Source organism: Pseudomonas sp. GW821-FHT02C04, assembly GCF_059421845.1.
The window spans coordinates 658,075-674,935 of record NZ_JBWKVT010000002.1; the positions used below are offsets into that span (position 1 = coordinate 658,075).

General features: G+C 59.1%; 16 protein-coding genes. All 16 read right to left on the reverse strand.

The genetic code is table 11. The annotated features are described in order from the left end of the window. Nucleotides 1–31: 31 nt before the first annotated feature. Nucleotides 32–1,564: a histidine ammonia-lyase gene (gene hutH / locus AC07VV_RS11160; protein ID WP_495036255.1), complete on the reverse strand. Its 1,533-nt coding sequence runs from the start codon at nt 1,562–1,564 to the stop codon at nt 32–34. A 2-nt stretch (nt 1,565–1,566) separates the two neighbouring features. Continuing rightward, the gene (gene hutU, locus AC07VV_RS11165; RefSeq protein WP_495036256.1) at nt 1,567–3,264 is read right to left on the reverse strand and encodes a urocanate hydratase; all 1,698 of its coding nucleotides are present in this window, start codon (nt 3,262–3,264) and stop codon (nt 1,567–1,569) included. Between the two features lie 410 nt (nt 3,265–3,674). Further along, complete coding sequence (gene glmS, locus AC07VV_RS11170) at nt 3,675–5,507, reverse strand: glutamine--fructose-6-phosphate transaminase (isomerizing) (RefSeq protein ID WP_096822374.1); 1,833 nt, start codon at nt 5,505–5,507, stop codon at nt 3,675–3,677. Nucleotides 5,508–5,509: 2 nt separating this feature from the next. Then, entirely contained in the window at nt 5,510–6,286 is a 777-nt protein-coding gene (locus AC07VV_RS11175; protein ID WP_192559380.1) for a DeoR/GlpR family DNA-binding transcription regulator, read from the reverse strand. A 132-nt stretch (nt 6,287–6,418) separates the two neighbouring features. Next, nucleotides 6,419–7,786, reverse strand: a complete 1,368-nt coding sequence (gene glmU / locus AC07VV_RS11180) for a bifunctional UDP-N-acetylglucosamine diphosphorylase/glucosamine-1-phosphate N-acetyltransferase GlmU (RefSeq protein ID WP_495036257.1) — start codon at nt 7,784–7,786, stop codon at nt 6,419–6,421. 118 nt (nt 7,787–7,904) lie between these two features. Then, nucleotides 7,905–8,330, reverse strand: coding sequence for a F0F1 ATP synthase subunit epsilon (locus tag AC07VV_RS11185; RefSeq protein ID WP_007954164.1), 426 nt, complete (start codon nt 8,328–8,330; stop codon nt 7,905–7,907). A 45-nt stretch (nt 8,331–8,375) separates the two neighbouring features. Next, nucleotides 8,376–9,755 carry a F0F1 ATP synthase subunit beta gene (gene atpD / locus AC07VV_RS11190; protein ID WP_249484326.1) on the reverse strand — a complete coding sequence of 460 codons (1,380 nt, stop codon included), beginning with the start codon at nt 9,753–9,755 and terminating at the stop codon, nt 8,376–8,378. Nucleotides 9,756–9,782: 27 nt separating this feature from the next. Continuing rightward, nucleotides 9,783–10,643, reverse strand: coding sequence for a F0F1 ATP synthase subunit gamma (gene atpG / locus AC07VV_RS11195; protein ID WP_008084419.1), 861 nt, complete (start codon nt 10,641–10,643; stop codon nt 9,783–9,785). A 50-nt stretch (nt 10,644–10,693) separates the two neighbouring features. Then, on the reverse strand, nt 10,694–12,238 hold the full coding sequence (atpA, locus tag AC07VV_RS11200; protein ID WP_495036258.1) for a F0F1 ATP synthase subunit alpha: 1,545 nt from the start codon (nt 12,236–12,238) through the stop codon (nt 10,694–10,696). Between the two features lie 21 nt (nt 12,239–12,259). Beyond that, a complete protein-coding gene (locus AC07VV_RS11205; RefSeq protein WP_495036259.1) occupies nt 12,260–12,796 on the reverse strand; it encodes a F0F1 ATP synthase subunit delta in 537 nt (178 codons plus the stop codon). 12 nt (nt 12,797–12,808) lie between these two features. Then, nucleotides 12,809–13,279, reverse strand: coding sequence for a F0F1 ATP synthase subunit B (locus tag AC07VV_RS11210; protein WP_495036260.1), 471 nt, complete (start codon nt 13,277–13,279; stop codon nt 12,809–12,811). Nucleotides 13,280–13,337: 58 nt separating this feature from the next. Further along, nucleotides 13,338–13,595, reverse strand: coding sequence for a F0F1 ATP synthase subunit C (gene atpE / locus AC07VV_RS11215; protein ID WP_003097235.1), 258 nt, complete (start codon nt 13,593–13,595; stop codon nt 13,338–13,340). 134 nt (nt 13,596–13,729) lie between these two features. Beyond that, the gene (atpB, locus tag AC07VV_RS11220) at nt 13,730–14,599 is read right to left on the reverse strand and encodes a F0F1 ATP synthase subunit A (protein WP_034152183.1); all 870 of its coding nucleotides are present in this window, start codon (nt 14,597–14,599) and stop codon (nt 13,730–13,732) included. Nucleotides 14,600–14,615: 16 nt separating this feature from the next. Then, nucleotides 14,616–15,023: a F0F1 ATP synthase subunit I gene (locus tag AC07VV_RS11225; protein ID WP_003229783.1), complete on the reverse strand. Its 408-nt coding sequence runs from the start codon at nt 15,021–15,023 to the stop codon at nt 14,616–14,618. Between the two features lie 148 nt (nt 15,024–15,171). Further along, on the reverse strand, nt 15,172–16,044 hold the full coding sequence (locus tag AC07VV_RS11230) for a ParB/RepB/Spo0J family partition protein (protein WP_064600630.1): 873 nt from the start codon (nt 16,042–16,044) through the stop codon (nt 15,172–15,174). Between the two features lie 9 nt (nt 16,045–16,053). Next, on the reverse strand, nt 16,054–16,851 hold the full coding sequence (locus AC07VV_RS11235; protein ID WP_007954142.1) for a ParA family protein: 798 nt from the start codon (nt 16,849–16,851) through the stop codon (nt 16,054–16,056). Nucleotides 16,852–16,861 lie beyond the last annotated feature (10 nt).

The window sequence follows — 16,861 nt, forward strand, 5'->3', positions numbered from 1 at the left end:
AGTGGAAGACAGCCTGTTGGCGATGAGGCACTTACAGACTCGGCAACAAATTCGCTGGAACCAACTCATTCAGCGTGCGCGAAGCCAGCAGCTCGGTCGCTGCATTGATGTCCGGCGCGAAGAAGCGGTCCTTCTCGTAGAACGGCACTTCGCGACGCAGAATCGCCCGGGCCTGTTCCAGTTTGGTCGAGGTCTTCAGGCCGTTGCGCAGGTCCAGACCTTGCGCCGCCGCCAGCCATTCCACCGCGAGAATCCCGCGCGTGTTCTCGGCCATTTCCCACAGGCGCTTGCCGGCGGCCGGGGCCATCGACACGTGGTCTTCCTGGTTGGCGGAAGTCGGCAGGCTGTCCACCGAATGCGGATGGGCCAGTGCCTTGTTCTCGCTGGCCAGTGCGGCCGCAGTCACTTGGGCAATCATGAAACCGGAGTTCACGCCACCGTTGGCCACCAGGAACGGCGGCAGTTGCGACATGTGCTTGTCCATCATCAGCGAGATGCGGCGTTCGCTCAGGGAGCCGATTTCGGCGATGGCCAACGCCATGTTGTCAGCGGCCATGGCCACTGGCTCGGCGTGGAAGTTGCCGCCGGAAATCACGTCGCCTTCAGCCGCGAACACCAATGGGTTGTCGGACACGGCGTTGGCTTCGATGACCAGCACTTCAGCGGCCTGACGGAACTGGGTCAGGCAGGCGCCCATGACTTGCGGCTGGCAGCGCAGCGAGTACGGGTCCTGAACCTTTTCGCAGTTCTGGTGCGAATCGGAGACTTCGCTGCGCTCGCCGAGCAGATCGCGATAGGCAGCAGCGGTGTCGATCTGGCCTTTCTGGCCACGGGCAGCGTGGATACGCGCGTCGAACGGCGAACGCGAGCCCAATACCGCCTCAACTGTAAGACCACCCAGCGCCAGCGCGCCGGCAAACAGATCTTCACCTTCGAACAGACCACGCAGGGCAAATGCGGTGGACACCTGCGTGCCGTTGAGCAGCGCCAAACCTTCCTTCGCCGCCAGCGTCAGCGGGGTCAGACCGGCGACTTTCAGCGCCTCGGTCGCTTCCATCCACTCACCCTTGTAACGCGCCTTGCCCTCGCCCAACAGCACCAGCGACATGTGCGCCAGCGGTGCCAGGTCACCGGATGCACCGACCGAACCTTTCAATGGAATGTGCGGGTAAACCTCGGCGTTGATCAGCGCGATCAGCGCGTCGATCACCACGCGGCGGATGCCGGAGAAACCACGGCTCAGGCTGTTGACCTTGAGCACCATGACCAGACGCACCAGCTCATCGCTGATCGGCTGACCAACACCGGCAGCGTGGGACAGCACCAGCGAGCGCTGGAGGTTTTCCAGGTCTTCGCTGGCGATGCGCGTCGAGGCCAGCAGGCCGAAACCGGTGTTGATGCCGTAGGCCGTGCGGTTCTCGGCGAGGATCTGCTCGACGCACGCGACGCTGGCTTCGATCTGCGCAGCAGCGCTGTAATCGAGGCTCAGTTTGACCGGGTTCTGGTAGACGTCACGCAGTTGGGACAGGCTCAGTTGGCCAGGGATCAGGTTCAGTGCAGTCATGTTCAGGCTCCTTTAACCGAAGTAATCATTGGCAGGTTCAAGCCCTGCTCCTTGGCGCAGTCGATGGCGATCTGGTAACCGGCATCGGCGTGACGCATCACACCGGTGCCCGGGTCGTTGTGCAGCACGCGAGCGATACGCTCGGCCGCTTCATCCGTACCGTCGCAGACGATCACCATGCCCGAGTGCTGGGAGAAGCCCATGCCGACGCCGCCACCGTGGTGCAGCGACACCCAGGTCGCGCCGCTCGCGGTGTTCAGCAGCGCGTTGAGCAGTGGCCAGTCAGAGACTGCATCGGAACCGTCCTGCATCGATTCGGTTTCGCGGTTCGGGCTCGATACCGAGCCGGAATCGAGGTGGTCGCGACCGATCACGATCGGTGCCGACAGCTCGCCACGACGGACCATTTCGTTGAACGCCAGACCGAGCTTGGCGCGCTGGCCCAGGCCGACCCAGCAGATCCGCGCCGGCAGACCCTGGAAGCTGATGCGCTCGCGGGCCATGTCCAGCCAGTTGTGCAGGTGGGCGTCGTCCGGGATCAGCTCTTTGACCTTGGCGTCGGTCTTGTAGATGTCCTGTGGATCACCCGACAGCGCCGCCCAGCGGAACGGGCCGATGCCACGGCAGAACAGCGGACGGATGTAGGCCGGAACGAAACCCGGGAAGTCGAAGGCGTTTTCCACGCCCTCTTCCTGAGCCATCTGACGGATGTTGTTGCCGTAGTCGAAGGTCGGGATGCCTTGTTTCTGGAAGTCCAGCATGGCTTTGACGTGCATCGCCATCGACTGCTTGGCAGCCTTGATCACCGCAGCCGGTTCGGTCTTGGCGCGGGCGCGATATTCGTCCCAGGTCCAGCCGGCCGGCAGGTAGCCGTTGAGCGGGTCGTGGGCGCTGGTCTGGTCGGTGACCATGTCCGGGCGCACGCCGCGACGGACCAGTTCCGGGAGGATTTCCGCGGCGTTGCCCAGCAGGGCGATGGAGATCGCCTTGCCTTCTTTGGTGTACTTCTCGATGCGGGCCAGGGCGTCGTCGAGGTCTTTGGCCTGCTCGTCGACGTAACGGCTTTTCAGGCGGAAATCGATGCTCACTTGCTGGCATTCAATGTTCAGCGAGCAAGCACCGGCCAATGTTGCAGCCAGTGGCTGGGCGCCACCCATGCCGCCGAGGCCGGCGGTCAGGACCCAGCGGCCCTTGAGGTTCGAGTTGTAATGCTGGCGACCGGCCTCGACGAAGGTTTCATAGGTGCCCTGGACGATGCCCTGGCTGCCGATGTAGATCCAGCTGCCAGCGGTCATCTGGCCGTACATGGCCAGGCCCTTGGCGTCGAGTTCGTTGAAGTGTTCCCAGGTCGCCCAGTGCGGCACCAGGTTGGAGTTGGCGATCAGTACGCGCGGCGCATTGCTGTGGGTCTTGAACACGCCGACCGGCTTGCCGGATTGCACCAGCAGGGTCTCGTCGTCGTTCAGGTTGGTCAGGCTTTCGACGATCTTGTCGTAGCACTCCCAGTTACGCGCGGCGCGGCCGATGCCACCGTAAACCACCAGCTCTTTCGGGTTCTCGGCCACTTCCGGGTCGAGGTTGTTCATCAGCATGCGCAGCGGCGCTTCGGTCAGCCAGCTCTTGGCGGTCAGCTTGTTACCGCGCGATGCACGAATTTCAACGTCACGATACTTCGTAGGTTTCTGGGTATTGTCAGTCACGAAAAAGACTCCTCAGCGATCAATTCAAACCAACCCTGGTGATGGGCAAGCGGCTTGTGCGCTTCAATGCGCGACAAGCGAATCAGTGGACGTGATGCTCGGTTTCTTTCAACTCGTATGCATACGTCTTTACTTGTACATACAAGCATATGCAATTGAACGGCCAACTTGCTGAGAAGCTATCCAACAAGAACCGCAGACATGGCTGGAGAGCGCCAAAATCAAGGGTTTCGGCGTATTTCAGTTTTTTTACAGGGAGTGTTTTGAGCGGCGGGATACTGTTACAGAAGCGTGGCGTTGCGCCGCGCTGGGGTGTTCGGTAACAAAAAGTGGGGAACATGCCACAGCCTGGAGGCCTCAATGGGTCTCCAGGCTGTGACCGTTTATTACGGGTTACCCTTGTGGATAACTTATTCCACCGTCACCGACTTCGCCAGGTTGCGCGGCTGATCCACGTCGGTACCTTTGAGCACAGCGACGTAGTACGACAGCAGTTGCAACGGGATGGTGTAGAGGATCGGTGACAGGATGTCGTGGATGTGCGGCATCTGCACCACGTGGGTGCCTTCGCCGTTGGTCATCCCGGCCTTTTCGTCAGCGAACACGATCAGTTCGCCGCCACGTGCACGGACTTCCTGCAGGTTGGACTTGAGCTTCTCGAGCAGTTCGTTGTTCGGCGCCACGGTCACCACCGGCATGTCGTTATCCACAAGCGCCAGCGGGCCATGCTTCAGTTCGCCGGCCGGATAGGCTTCGGCGTGGATGTAAGAGATTTCCTTGAGCTTCAGCGCCCCTTCCATCGCTACCGGGTATTGCGCACCACGACCGAGGAACAGGGTGTGGTTCTTGTCGGCGAACAGTTCGGCGATTTTTTCTACGGTGCTGTCCATGGCCAGCGCTTCGCCCAGGCGAGTTGGCAGGCGACGCAATTCTTCGACCAGTCGGGCTTCAACGCCTTTTTCCAGAGTGCCGCGCACCTGGCCCAGGGACAGAGTCAATAGCAGCAGGCCGACCAGTTGCGTGGTGAACGCCTTGGTCGAGGCCACGCCGATTTCGCGGCCGGCCTGAGTCAGCAGGGTCAGGTCGGATTCGCGCACCAGCGAACTGATGCCGACGTTGCAGATTGCCAGGCTGCCCAAGAATCCCAGTTCCTTGGCGTTGCGCAGGGCGGCCAAGGTGTCGGCGGTTTCGCCGGACTGGGAGATGGTGACGAACAGTGTGTCCGGCTGCACCACCACCTTGCGGTAGCGGAACTCACTGGCGACTTCGACCTGGCACGGAATCCCGGCCAGCTCTTCGAGCCAGTAACGGGCAACCATGCCGGCGTGATAGCTGGTGCCGCACGCCACAATCTGCACATTGCGCACTTTGGCGAACAGCTCGGCGGCCTGCGGGCCGAACGCCTGCACCAGCACCTGATCCGAACTCAATCGACCTTCCAGCGTGCGTTGCACCACGGATGGCTGCTCGTGGATTTCCTTGAGCATGTAGTGGCGGAATTCACCTTTGTCAGCGGCTTCGGCACCGTCGGTGTACTGCACGGTCTGGCGCTCGACGGCTTTACCGGTCACGTCCCAGATCTGCACCTTGTCACGCTGGATTTCAGCGATATCGCCTTCTTCCAGGTACATGAAACGGTCGGTGACCTGACGCAGGGCCAGTTGGTCGGAAGCGAGGAAGTTCTCGCCCAGACCCAGGCCGATCACCAGCGGGCTGCCACTGCGAGCCGCGACCAGGCGATCCGGTTGCAGCGCGTGGATAACCGCCAGACCGTAGGCGCCATGCAGTTCCTTGACCGTTGCCTTCAGGGCGTCGGACAGGTCCGGCAGCGCCTTGAGTTTTTCGGTCAGCAGGTGGGCGATGACTTCGGTGTCAGTGTCGGAAGAGAACACGTAACCCTGCGCCTTGAGTTGCTCACGCAGCGCTTCATGATTTTCGATGATGCCGTTGTGCACCACGGCGACGTTGCCGGAGAAATGCGGGTGGGCATTGCGCTCGCTCGGCGCGCCATGGGTTGCCCAGCGGGTGTGGGCGATACCGAGACGGCCAATCAGCGGATGTTCCGCCAGGGCTGCGTCCAGTTCACTGACCTTGCCCACGCGACGGGTGCGTTCCAGAGTGCCGTCATTGGTGTACACCGCCACACCGGCACTGTCATAACCCCGGTATTCGAGGCGCTTGAGGCCTTCGACCAGGATGGCGGTGATATTACGTTCAGCTACCGCGCCGACAATTCCACACATGCTTATTTCTCCTGACTGACCGTCGCGCAAATCAAATTGATACCGCGAGCCTGAATCTGATCCCGTGCCTCCTGCGGCAGGCGATCATCGGTGATTAGGGTATGGACACTGCTCCATGGCAGCTCCAGGTTTGGAATCTTGCGGCCGATCTTGTCGGCCTCGACCATCACGATCACTTCCCGCGCCACTTCCGCCATCACCCGGCTCAGGCCGAGCAGTTCATTGAACGTGGTGGTGCCACGCACCAGATCGATGCCATCGGCACCGATAAACAACTGATCGAAGTCGTAAGAGCGTAGTACCTGCTCGGCGACCTGGCCCTGAAAGGATTCCGAATGGGGATCCCAGGTACCACCGGTCATCAGCAGGACAGGTTCGTGTTCGAGTTCGCTCAAGGCGTTGGCGACGTGCAGGGAGTTGGTCATCACCACCAGGCCCGGCTGCTGGCCGAGCTCGGGAATCATCGCGGCCGTGGTGCTGCCGCTGTCGATGATGATGCGGGCGTGTTCGCGAATGCGGCTGACCGCAGCGCGGGCAATCGCCTGCTTGTATTTGGAAACGTTCTGACTGACGTCGGCCACCAGTTCCTGGGGCATGGTGATCGCTCCGCCATAACGGCGCAGTAGCAGACCATGGCTTTCCAGTGCGGCCAGATCCTTGCGAATCGTAACTTCCGAGGTTTCGAAACGCTTGGCGAGCTCGTCGACACTGACTTCGCCCTGCTCATTGAGCAAGGCCAGAATGTTGTGGCGACGTTGGGGTGTATTGCGTTTCGACATGGCGCGCTAAGTTTCGATTCGAAAGATAATGAAAGCAATCAAAACCTATCGCAGCAAAACCGTCAAGACGGGGATGAAAAAAAATCGCTGCCCGTAGGCAGCGATCTTTCAGATTGAAGCGCTGTGGATAACTCAGCTCTTCTTGATCTTCTCCGGCCGCTTCCAGCCATCGATGTTCTTCTGCCGTGCACGACCTACAGCCAACTGAGCGTTATCCACATTCTGGGTGATGGTCGAACCGGCGGCCGTCGTCGCACCAGCGGAGATATCCACAGGTGCCACCAGCGAGTTGTTGGAGCCGATGAACACATCTTCGCCCAACACGGTTTTCCACTTGTTGGCGCCATCGTAGTTGCAGGTAATCGTGCCGGCGCCAATATTGGTGCGGGCACCGATTTCGGCATCGCCCAGATAGGTCAGGTGTCCGGCCTTGGCACCCTCGCCCATGCGGGCGTTTTTCAGTTCGACAAAGTTACCCACATGGGCGCGAGCCTCCAGCACGGTGCCCGGGCGCAAGCGTGCAAACGGGCCGGCATCGCTGCCTTCACCGAGCACTGCACCTTCGATATGACTGTTGGCCTTGATCACCACGCCTTTGCGCAGAGTACTGTCCTTGATCACGCAGTTCGGGCCGATCACCACGTCGTCTTCGATGACCACCTTGCCTTCGAGAATGACGTTGATGTCGATCAGCACGTCGCGACCGGCGGTCACTTCACCACGCACATCGAAGCGCGCAGGGTCGCGCAGGGTCACACCCTGAGCCATCAGGCGGCGGCCAGCGCGCAACTGATAGTGGCGCTCCAGTTCGGATAGTTGCTTGCGATCGTTGGCGCCCTGCACTTCCATCGGATCATGGGGCTGCTCGGTCGCAACCACCAGGCCATCACCGACCGCCATTTCAATCACGTCGGTCAGGTAATACTCGCCCTGGGCGTTGTTGTTCGACAGACGACCCATCCAGTCAGCCAGATGGCTGGCAGGCACCGCGAGAATGCCGGTATTGCCTTCGGTGATCGCGCGTTGTGCTTCGCTGGCGTCCTTGTGCTCGACAATCGCCGCGACCTTGCCGCTGGCATCACGCACGATGCGGCCATAACCGGTCGGATCGTCCAGTTCGACGGTCAGCAACCCCATCTGCCCTGGCACAACGTGCTTGAGCAGACGCTGAAGGGTTTCGACTTCGATCAGCGGCACGTCACCGTAAAGAATCAGAACGGTGTCGGCGGTGATGAACGGCACGGCTTGGGCAGTCGCGTGGCCTGTGCCCAATTGCTTGTCCTGCAACACGAAATTGAGATCATCGGCGGCCAGCCGCTCGCGCACCACATCGGCACCATGGCCGATGACCACGTGAATGCGCAGGGGATCAAGTTGACGGGCACTGTGGATAACATGGCCGAGCATCGAGTCACCGGCAATCGGGTGCAGCACTTTCGGCAGTGCCGAACGCATACGGGTGCCTTGACCGGCCGCGAGGATAACGATTTCAAGAGACATGACTGGCTACCAATCCTGGGTGGTCAGCAACTGCGACCGGGTTTTTGAAAGTCGGAAAAGAAAAAAGGGTAGCCGAGGCTACCCTTTTTTATCAATCGCACAACAAGTGGCTGACGGATTAACCGCCAAACTTCTTGCGGATCTGCTGGACGGTGCGCAGCTGAGCTGCAGCCTCGGCCAGACGTGCGGACGCAGCTCCGTAGTCGAAATCTGCGCTCTTCTCATGCAGAGCAGCTTCGGCAGCCTTGAGAGCTGCTTGAGCCTGAGCTTCATCCAGGTCGGCGGCACGTTGCACGGTATCGGCAAGCACCTTGACCATGTTCGGCTGAACCTCGAGGAAACCACCGGAGATGTAGAACACCTCGGCTTCCCCGCCTTGCTTGATCAGGCGGATCGGACCCGGCTTGAGATTCGTGATCAGCGGCGCGTGGCCCAGAGCGATACCAAGATCACCCAGAGCACCGTGCGCAATCACCATCTCGACCAGGCCGGAAAAGATTTCTCCTTCCGCGCTGACGATATCGCAATGGACTGTCATAGCCATCTGATTGCCTCAACCTAAATGAGCGCCCGTTGCCGGGCGCCGGGATTACAGTTTCTTGGCTTTCTCGATCGCTTCTTCGATGCCGCCGACCATGTAGAACGCTTGTTCTGGCAGGTGGTCGTAGTCACCGTTGAGGATGCCTTTGAAGCCAGCAATGGTGTCTTTCAGGGAAACGTATTTACCCGATGCACCGGTGAAGACTTCAGCCACGAAGAACGGCTGCGACAAGAAACGCTGGATCTTACGAGCACGGTTTACCAACTGCTTGTCGGCTTCCGACAGCTCGTCCATACCCAGGATCGCGATGATGTCCTTCAGTTCTTTGTAACGCTGCAGCACGTACTGAACACCACGAGCGGTCTCGTAGTGATCGTTGCCGATCACGTTCGGGTCCAGCTGACGCGAAGTCGAGTCCAGTGGGTCTACCGCTGGGTAGATACCCAGGGAAGCGATGTCACGGGACAGAACGACGGTGGCGTCCAAGTGAGCAAACGTGGTCGCTGGCGACGGGTCGGTCAAGTCGTCCGCAGGTACGTATACCGCTTGGATCGAAGTGATCGAACCTTCCTTGGTCGAAGTGATACGTTCTTGCAGAACGCCCATCTCTTCAGCCAGGGTCGGCTGGTAACCTACTGCCGAAGGCATACGGCCCAGCAGTGCGGATACTTCAGTACCGGCCAGGGTGTAACGATAGATGTTGTCGACGAACAGCAGAACGTCGTTACCTTCGTCACGGAACTTCTCGGCCATGGTCAGGCCGGTCAGTGCTACGCGCAGACGGTTTCCCGGCGGCTCGTTCATCTGACCGTAAACCAGTGCCACTTTGTCCAGAACGTTGGAGTCCTTCATCTCGTGGTAGAAGTCGTTACCCTCACGAGTACGCTCACCCACACCAGCGAACACGGAATAACCGCTGTGCTCGATGGCGATGTTACGGATCAGTTCCATCATGTTTACGGTTTTGCCTACACCGGCACCACCGAACAGACCGACTTTACCGCCTTTGGCAAACGGGCAAACCAGGTCGATAACCTTGATGCCGGTTTCCAGCAGGTCGTTGCCGCCTGCCTGTTCAGCGAACGAAGGCGCTGGACGGTGAATGCCCCAACGCTCGTCGGTGTCGATCGGACCAGCTTCGTCGATCGGGTTACCGAGGACGTCCATGATCCGGCCCAGGGTCGCTTTACCGACCGGTACGGAGATGGCTGCGCCAGAATCGGTAACTTCCAGACCGCGCTTCAAGCCCTCGGTGGAACCCATCGCAATGGTGCGAACCACGCCGTCGCCCAGCTGTTGCTGAACTTCCAGAGTGGTTTCAGCCGCGCTCACTACTTTCAGCGCGTTGTAGATGCTCGGTACGCTGTCGCGTGGAAATTCCACGTCGATAACGGCGCCGATGATTTGAACGATACGTCCGCTACTCATAGCTGGATCCTCTGAATATTTGAACCGTTAAACCGCGGCAGCGCCGCCGACGATTTCCGAGATCTCTTGGGTGATCGCAGCCTGACGCGCCTTGTTGTAGATCAGCTGCAAATCGCTGATCAAATCACCGGCGTTGTCGGTAGCGTTCTTCATCGCGATCATCCGCGCAGCTTGTTCAGCCGCGTTGTTCTCGACCACCGCCTGGTAGACCTGCGACTCCACGTAACGGACCATCAAGCCGTCCAGCAGCTCCTTGGCATCCGGTTCGTAGAGATAGTCCCAGTGGTGCTTGAGGTCTTGATCCGGGGTTGCCACCAGTGGAATCAACTGCTCCACGGTAGGCTGTTGCGTCATGGTGTTGATGAACTTGTTGGATACCACGGACAGGCGGTCAATACGGCCGTCCAGATAAGCATCCAGCATCACCTTGACGCTGCCGATCAGATCATTGATCGACGGCTCTTCACCCAGGTGGCTGATAGCTGCAACGACGTTACCGCCGAAGTTGCGGAAAAAGGCCGCACCCTTGCTACCAACGACACACAGATCAATCTCGACGCCGTTTTCGCGGTTTACCGCCATGTCCTTGACCAGGGCCTTGAACAGGTTGGTGTTCAAGCCGCCGCACAGACCACGGTCACTGCTCACTACGACATAACCAACGCGCTTGATGGCGCGGTCGATCATGAACGGGTGGCGGTATTCCGGGTTGGCGTTGGCCAGATGCCCAATTACCTGGCGGATACGCTCCGCATAAGGACGGCTAGCAGCCATGCGCATTTGTGCCTTGCGCATTTTGCTGACCGCCACTTTTTCCATGGCGCTGGTAATCTTTTGCGTGCTTTTGATGCTCGCAATCTTACTGCGAATCTCTTTTGCGCCTGCCATGTAACACCTATCAGGTTAGCAAGCGGGAGCCTTGCGGCTCCCGCTGCGGCTTACCAGGTTTGGGTGGCCTTGAACTTCTCGATACCGGCTTTCATGCCAGCGTCGATTTCGTCATTGAAGTCACCCTTCACGTTGATCTTCGCCATCAAATCGGCGTGATCGCGGTTGAAGAAAGCAATCAGCGCTTGTTCGAAGCTGCCGATCTTGGCGATTTCAACGTCAGTCAGGAACCCACGCTCAGCGGCATACAGCGACAGCGCCATGTCAGCGATCGACATTGGTGCGTATTGCTTCTGCTTCATCAGCTCGGTAACGCGCTGACCATGCTCAAGTTGCTTACGGGTCGCTTCGTCCAGGTCAGAAGCGAACTGGGCGAATGCCGCCAGTTCACGGTACTGAGCCAGAGCGGTACGGATACCACCGGACAGCTTCTTGATGATCTTGGTCTGAGCGGCACCACCCACACGGGATACCGAAACACCGGCGTTCACTGCAGGGCGGATGCCCGAGTTGAACATGGCCGATTCCAGGAAGATCTGACCGTCGGTGATGGAAATCACGTTGGTCGGAACGAACGCGGAAACGTCGCCAGCCTGGGTTTCGATGATCGGCAGTGCGGTCAGGGAACCGGTTTTGCCGGTCACTGCGCCGTTGGTGAACTTCTCTACGTATTCTTCCGAAACGCGGGATGCGCGCTCCAGCAGACGGGAGTGGAGATAGAACACGTCGCCTGGGTAAGCTTCACGGCCTGGTGGACGGCGCAGCAGCAGGGAAATCTGGCGGTAAGCCACTGCTTGCTTGGACAGATCGTCATAAACGATCAGCGCGTCTTCACCGCGGTCGCGGAAGAATTCACCCATGGTGCAACCGGAGTACGGTGCCAGGAATTGCAGCGCAGGAGATTCCGAAGCACTGGCAGCCACGATGATCGTGTTGGCCAGGGCGCCGTTTTCTTCCAGCTTGCGAACCACGTTGGCGATGGTCGATTGTTTCTGACCGATTGCAACGTAGACGCAGAAAATGCCGCTGTCTTTCTGGTTGATGATCGCGTCGATCGCCAGAGCGGTCTTACCGATCTGACGGTCACCGATGATCAGCTCACGCTGGCCACGGCCGACAGGGATCATGGCATCGACAGCCTTGTAGCCAGTCTGTACAGGCTGGTCTACCGACTTACGCCAGATCACGCCCGGAGCAACTTTCTCGACCGCGTCGGTCAAGGTGTTGCCCAGTGGACCTTTGCCGTCAACAGGGTTACCCAGTGCGTCGACAACGCGACCCAGCAGTTCCTTACCAACCGGAACTTCGAGGATGCGGCCGGTGCACTTGGCGCTCATGCCTTCAGCCAGAGTCTGGTATGCGCCCAATACAACGGCACCTACAGAGTCTTGCTCCAGGTTGAGGGCCATACCGTAGACGCCGCCCGGAAACTCGATCATCTCGCCGTACATGACGTCGGCCAGACCGTGAATCCGCACGATGCCGTCAGATACGCTGACGACAGTGCCTTCGTTACGGGCTTGGGAGGTCACATCGAGCTTGTCGATGCGGCCCTTGATAATTTCACTTATTTCGGAAGGATTGAGTTGCTGCATTGCTCTGCTGCCCCTTCAAACTCAAGATTTCAATGCTTCGGCAAGTTTCGCGATTTTGCCGCGAATCGAGCCATCGATAACCAGGTCGCCGGCGCGAATGAGAACACCCCCAATAAGGGATGAATCTTCCGCAACTTGCAGGCGCACTTCCCGGTTGAGTCGTGCACTGAGAACCTTGGCGAGTTTGTCTTGCTGTTCTTGGTTCAATGCAAAAGCACTGGTTACTTCCACGTCTACCGATTTCTCTTGCTCGGCCTTGTACAGGTCGAACAGAGCGGCGATCTCCGGCAGAAGCGGGAGACGGTCGTTTTCGGCAACGACGTGAATGAAATTCTGTGCCTTGGCATCGAACTTGTCGCCGCACACGTCAATGAACGTGGCGGCCTTTTCTGCGCTCGTCAGTCGCGGGGCCTTGAGCACGCGCTGCATGGTGTCGTCTTGCGACACCGCTGCTGCCAGGCCGAGCATGGCTGACCAATTGGCCAGTTGCTGGTGGGCCTGAGCGTGCTCGAAGGCCGCCTTAGCGTAAGGTCGGGCCAACGTGGTCAGTTCTGCCATGATCGCCCTCGCTTAGATTTCAGCAGCCAGTTGGTTAACCAGCTCTGCGTGCGCGTTTTGATCGATTGTGGCACCCAGGATCTTCGCAGCACCGCCAACGGCCAGGCTACCCACTTGGGCGCGCAGCGCGTCTTTGACGCTGTTCAGTTCCTGTTCGATCTCGGCCTGAGCCTGAGCCTTCACACGGTCAGCTTCGACGCGAGCCTGTTCACGGGCTTCGTCGACAATCTGGTTACCGCGTTTCTTGGCTTGCTCGATGATTTCAGCTGCCTGAGCTTTCGCTTCGCGCAGTTGCTGACCCGCTTTCTCTTGGGCCAACTCCAGGTCGCGAGCTGCTCGGCTGGCAGCGTCCAGACCATCAGCGATCTTCTTTTGACGTTCGTGCAGAGCTGCGATGACCGGAGGCCATACAAACTTCATGCAGAACAGTACAAAAATCAGGAACGCAACGGACTGGCCAATCAGGGTCGCATTAATGTTCACGCCAACACCTCGCAGTTACGTTGTCCATCACATCAAATCACTCGGAAGATCCGAATGATTAGCCAGCGATCTGACCAACGAACGGGTTCGCAAAGGTGAAGAACAGAGCGATACCAACACCGATCATGGTTACGGCGTCGAGCAGACCGGCAACGATGAACATTTTAACTTGCAGCATTGGGACCATTTCTGGCTGACGCGCTGCGCCTTCCAGGAACTTGCCGCCCAGCAGGCCGAAACCAATTGCGGTACCCAGTGCGCCCAGGCCGATCAACAGTGCAACAGCGATAGCGGTTAGACCAACTACAGTTTCCATCTTTCCTCCCGACTTTTACGTCGTATGGTTTAGGTTTTTTAGATTAAAGCGGTAAAACAAATCGTTTCATGGTGCCCCGTGAGGAGCCCCTTCCCGTTTTACCGGGAAGGACATCAGACTAGTCGAGACTGGTCTTAATGGTTTTCTTCGTGCGCCATCGACAGGTAGACGATGGTCAGCATCATGAAGATGAACGCCTGCAGGGTGATGATCAGGATGTGGAACACAGCCCACGCCCACTGCAGAACAACGCCCAGGCCGCTGAGCCAGAGCAGGCCGCTGCCGAACATCACAGCGATCAGGATGAACACCAGCTCGCCGGCATACATGTTGCCGAACAGACGCAGAGCCAGAGAGATCGGTTTGGCGATCAGGGTCACGAATTCCAGCAGGAAGTTCACCGGGATCAGCAACGCCTGAACGAAGATGTTCTTGCTGCCGAACGGGTGCAGGGTCAGCTCGCCGATGAAGCCGCCGAGGCCCTTGACCTTGATGCTATAGAAAATGATCAGTGCGAAAACCGAGAACGCCATGCCCAGGGTCGCGTTCGGGTCGGTAGTCGACACGGCGCGGAACGGGATGTGGTGGTCGCCGGTAATCAGGATGGCCAGCTGAGGAATCCAGTCGACCGGTACCAGGTCGACGGCGTTCATCAGAAACACCCAGACGAAGATGGTCAGTGCCAGCGGTGCAATCACCGGGCTACGGCCATGGAAGCTGTCTTTCACGCTGCCATCGACGAATTCGACCAGCACTTCAACGAAGTTCTGCAGTGCACCTGGCTGACCGGAGGTCGCCTTCTTGGCCGCCATGCGGAAAAGAAGAACGAAAATCAGACCCAGCGCGACCGACCAGCCGAGGGTATCGACGTGGAAAGCCCAGAAGCCCATTTCCTTGGCTTCTGCTGCGGTGTGGGCAAAGCCCCAGCCGCCGTTGGGTAGCTGACCGAAGGTCAGGTTCTGCAAGTGGTGCTGGATATAGCCCGAAGCGGTTGTTTCTGCCATGGTTGCCTCAAACGCCCTAAGGTCTCGAAAGTCTTGTTCTCATCAGCAGGGGAGCGAACCAGCTGACCGACTGAGTCAGCACGAAGGCGCCGAATACAGCAATCGGCGCCAGTGGCTTCACACCTGCAAACACCAGTGCAAACAGCACTGCCGTCAAAATCAGTTTGCCTGCCTCGCCGGCGTAGAACGACCGGACGATGGACTGGGCTGCTCGGGCGCCGGAAAACCGAAATGCCTTGTGAGCGAAATAAACATTGGGCAGCAAGGCTATCAGGCCTCCGCAAAGTCCCGAGTATCCGGCAACGACTCCGTGCCATTGCCAGAGCGCCAAAGCGGCAATGAGCAAAATGACAAATTGAGCCATTAACACCGGAAAAACCGCCAGGCGATGGAACGGCAGGCGGTTTGGCTTGCGGGTTTCCATCACGATTGCTCTCCAATGGTCGGCTGCCGAAATTCAATAACTTGGCATAATTTGTGCCGACAAAATGCGCGCAGAGTATAGGGGCGGTTCTGCCCCTATTCAACTGTCAGGTAGTGATTTCCGACTGCGCGCTACAAGAGGAATTGTTTCAGCGGATGTGTGCGAGCACACCCTGAAGCTCGTCGAGGGAGTTGTAACCGATCACCAACTGACCCTTCCCCTTCTTCCCGTGGCGGATCTGCACCGCAGAGCCTAGGCGCTCGGCCAGACGCTGCTCGAGGCGAGCGATATCCGGGTCGGGTTTGGAGGGTTCGACAGGCTCGGGTTTGCCACTCAACCACTGACGAACCAGTGCCTCAGTCTGGCGCACGGTAAGGCCGCGTGCGACAACATGTCGCGCCCCTTCAACCTGCTGATTGTCCGGCAGACCGAGCAATGCACGGGCATGGCCCATTTCCAGATCGCCGTGGGACAGCATGGTCTTGATGACTTCCGGCAGCGCAATCAGGCGCAACAGGTTGGCCACGGTGACGCGGGACTTACCCACAGCCTCGGCGACCTGTTGCTGGGTGAGCTGGAATTCCTGCTGCAGGCGCTGCAGGGCCACCGCTTCTTCGATCGGATTCAGGTCTTCGCGCTGGATGTTCTCGATCAGCGCAATGGCGATCGCGGTTTCATCCGGCACATCGCGGACCATGGCCGGGATGGTTTCCTGACCGGCCTGCTGGCTTGCACGCCAGCGACGTTCACCGGCGATGATTTCAAAGCGGCCACCACCAATCGGGCGAACCACAATCGGCTGCATCACGCCCTGGGCCTTGATCGACTGCGCCAGCTCTTCCAGCGCCTGCGGATCCATGTCCCGGCGTGGCTGATACTTGCCGCGCTGCAACAGGTCCAGTGGCAGATGCTGCAACTCACGGCTGTCAGCCTGCGCCGCTTGTTCTTCCAGCGAGCTGACAGTCGGACCGCTCAGCAGTGCATCCAGTCCTCGTCCGAGACCTCGTTTCTTGACGGCCATGGGGATTCCTTAAGTTGGCTGAGCAGCGGCGATGCGTGAATTTTTGCGCTGACGGCGAACCATCTCGCCCGCCAGGGCCAGATAGGCCAGCGCGCCACGCGATTGCTTGTCGTAAGCCAGCGCCGGCATGCCGTAGCTCGGGGCTTCGGCCAGGCGGATGTTGCGCGGGATCACCGTGTCGTAAAGCTGATCGCCGAAGTGTTCCTTGAGCTGCGCCGATACATCGTTCATCAGGCTCAGACGCGGGTCGTACATGGTCCGCAGCAGGCCTTCGACTTTCAGGTTCGGGTTCAGCAGTTCGGCGATACGCTTGATGTTATCCACAAGGTCGCTCAAACCTTCGAGCGCAAAGTACTCGCACTGCATGGGGATAATCACCCCGTCAGCGGCGACCAGTGCGTTCAGCGTGAGCATCGACAGCGACGGCGGGCAGTCGATCAGAATGTAATCGTAGTTTTCACGGATCGGCGCCAGCGCGCTGCGCAGACGGCTTTCCTTCATCTGCATTTCCAGCAGCACCACTTCGGCCGCCGTCAGGTCGCGGTTGGCCGGCAGCAGTTGATAACCGCCGTGTTCGGAGTAGTGCATGGCCTGGGCCAGGTCGCATTCGCCGATCAGCAGGTCGTAGACCGAGTTTTCCAGGCCATGTTTATCCACACCGCTACCCATGGTGGCGTTGCCCTGTGGATCGAGATCGATCAACAGCACCCGGCGCTTGGTCGCGACCAGGGATGCTGCGAGGTTGATGCAGGTGGTGGTCTTGCCCACACCACCCTTCTGGTTCGCTATCGCGAATACCTTAGCCATTCTTGCTTGT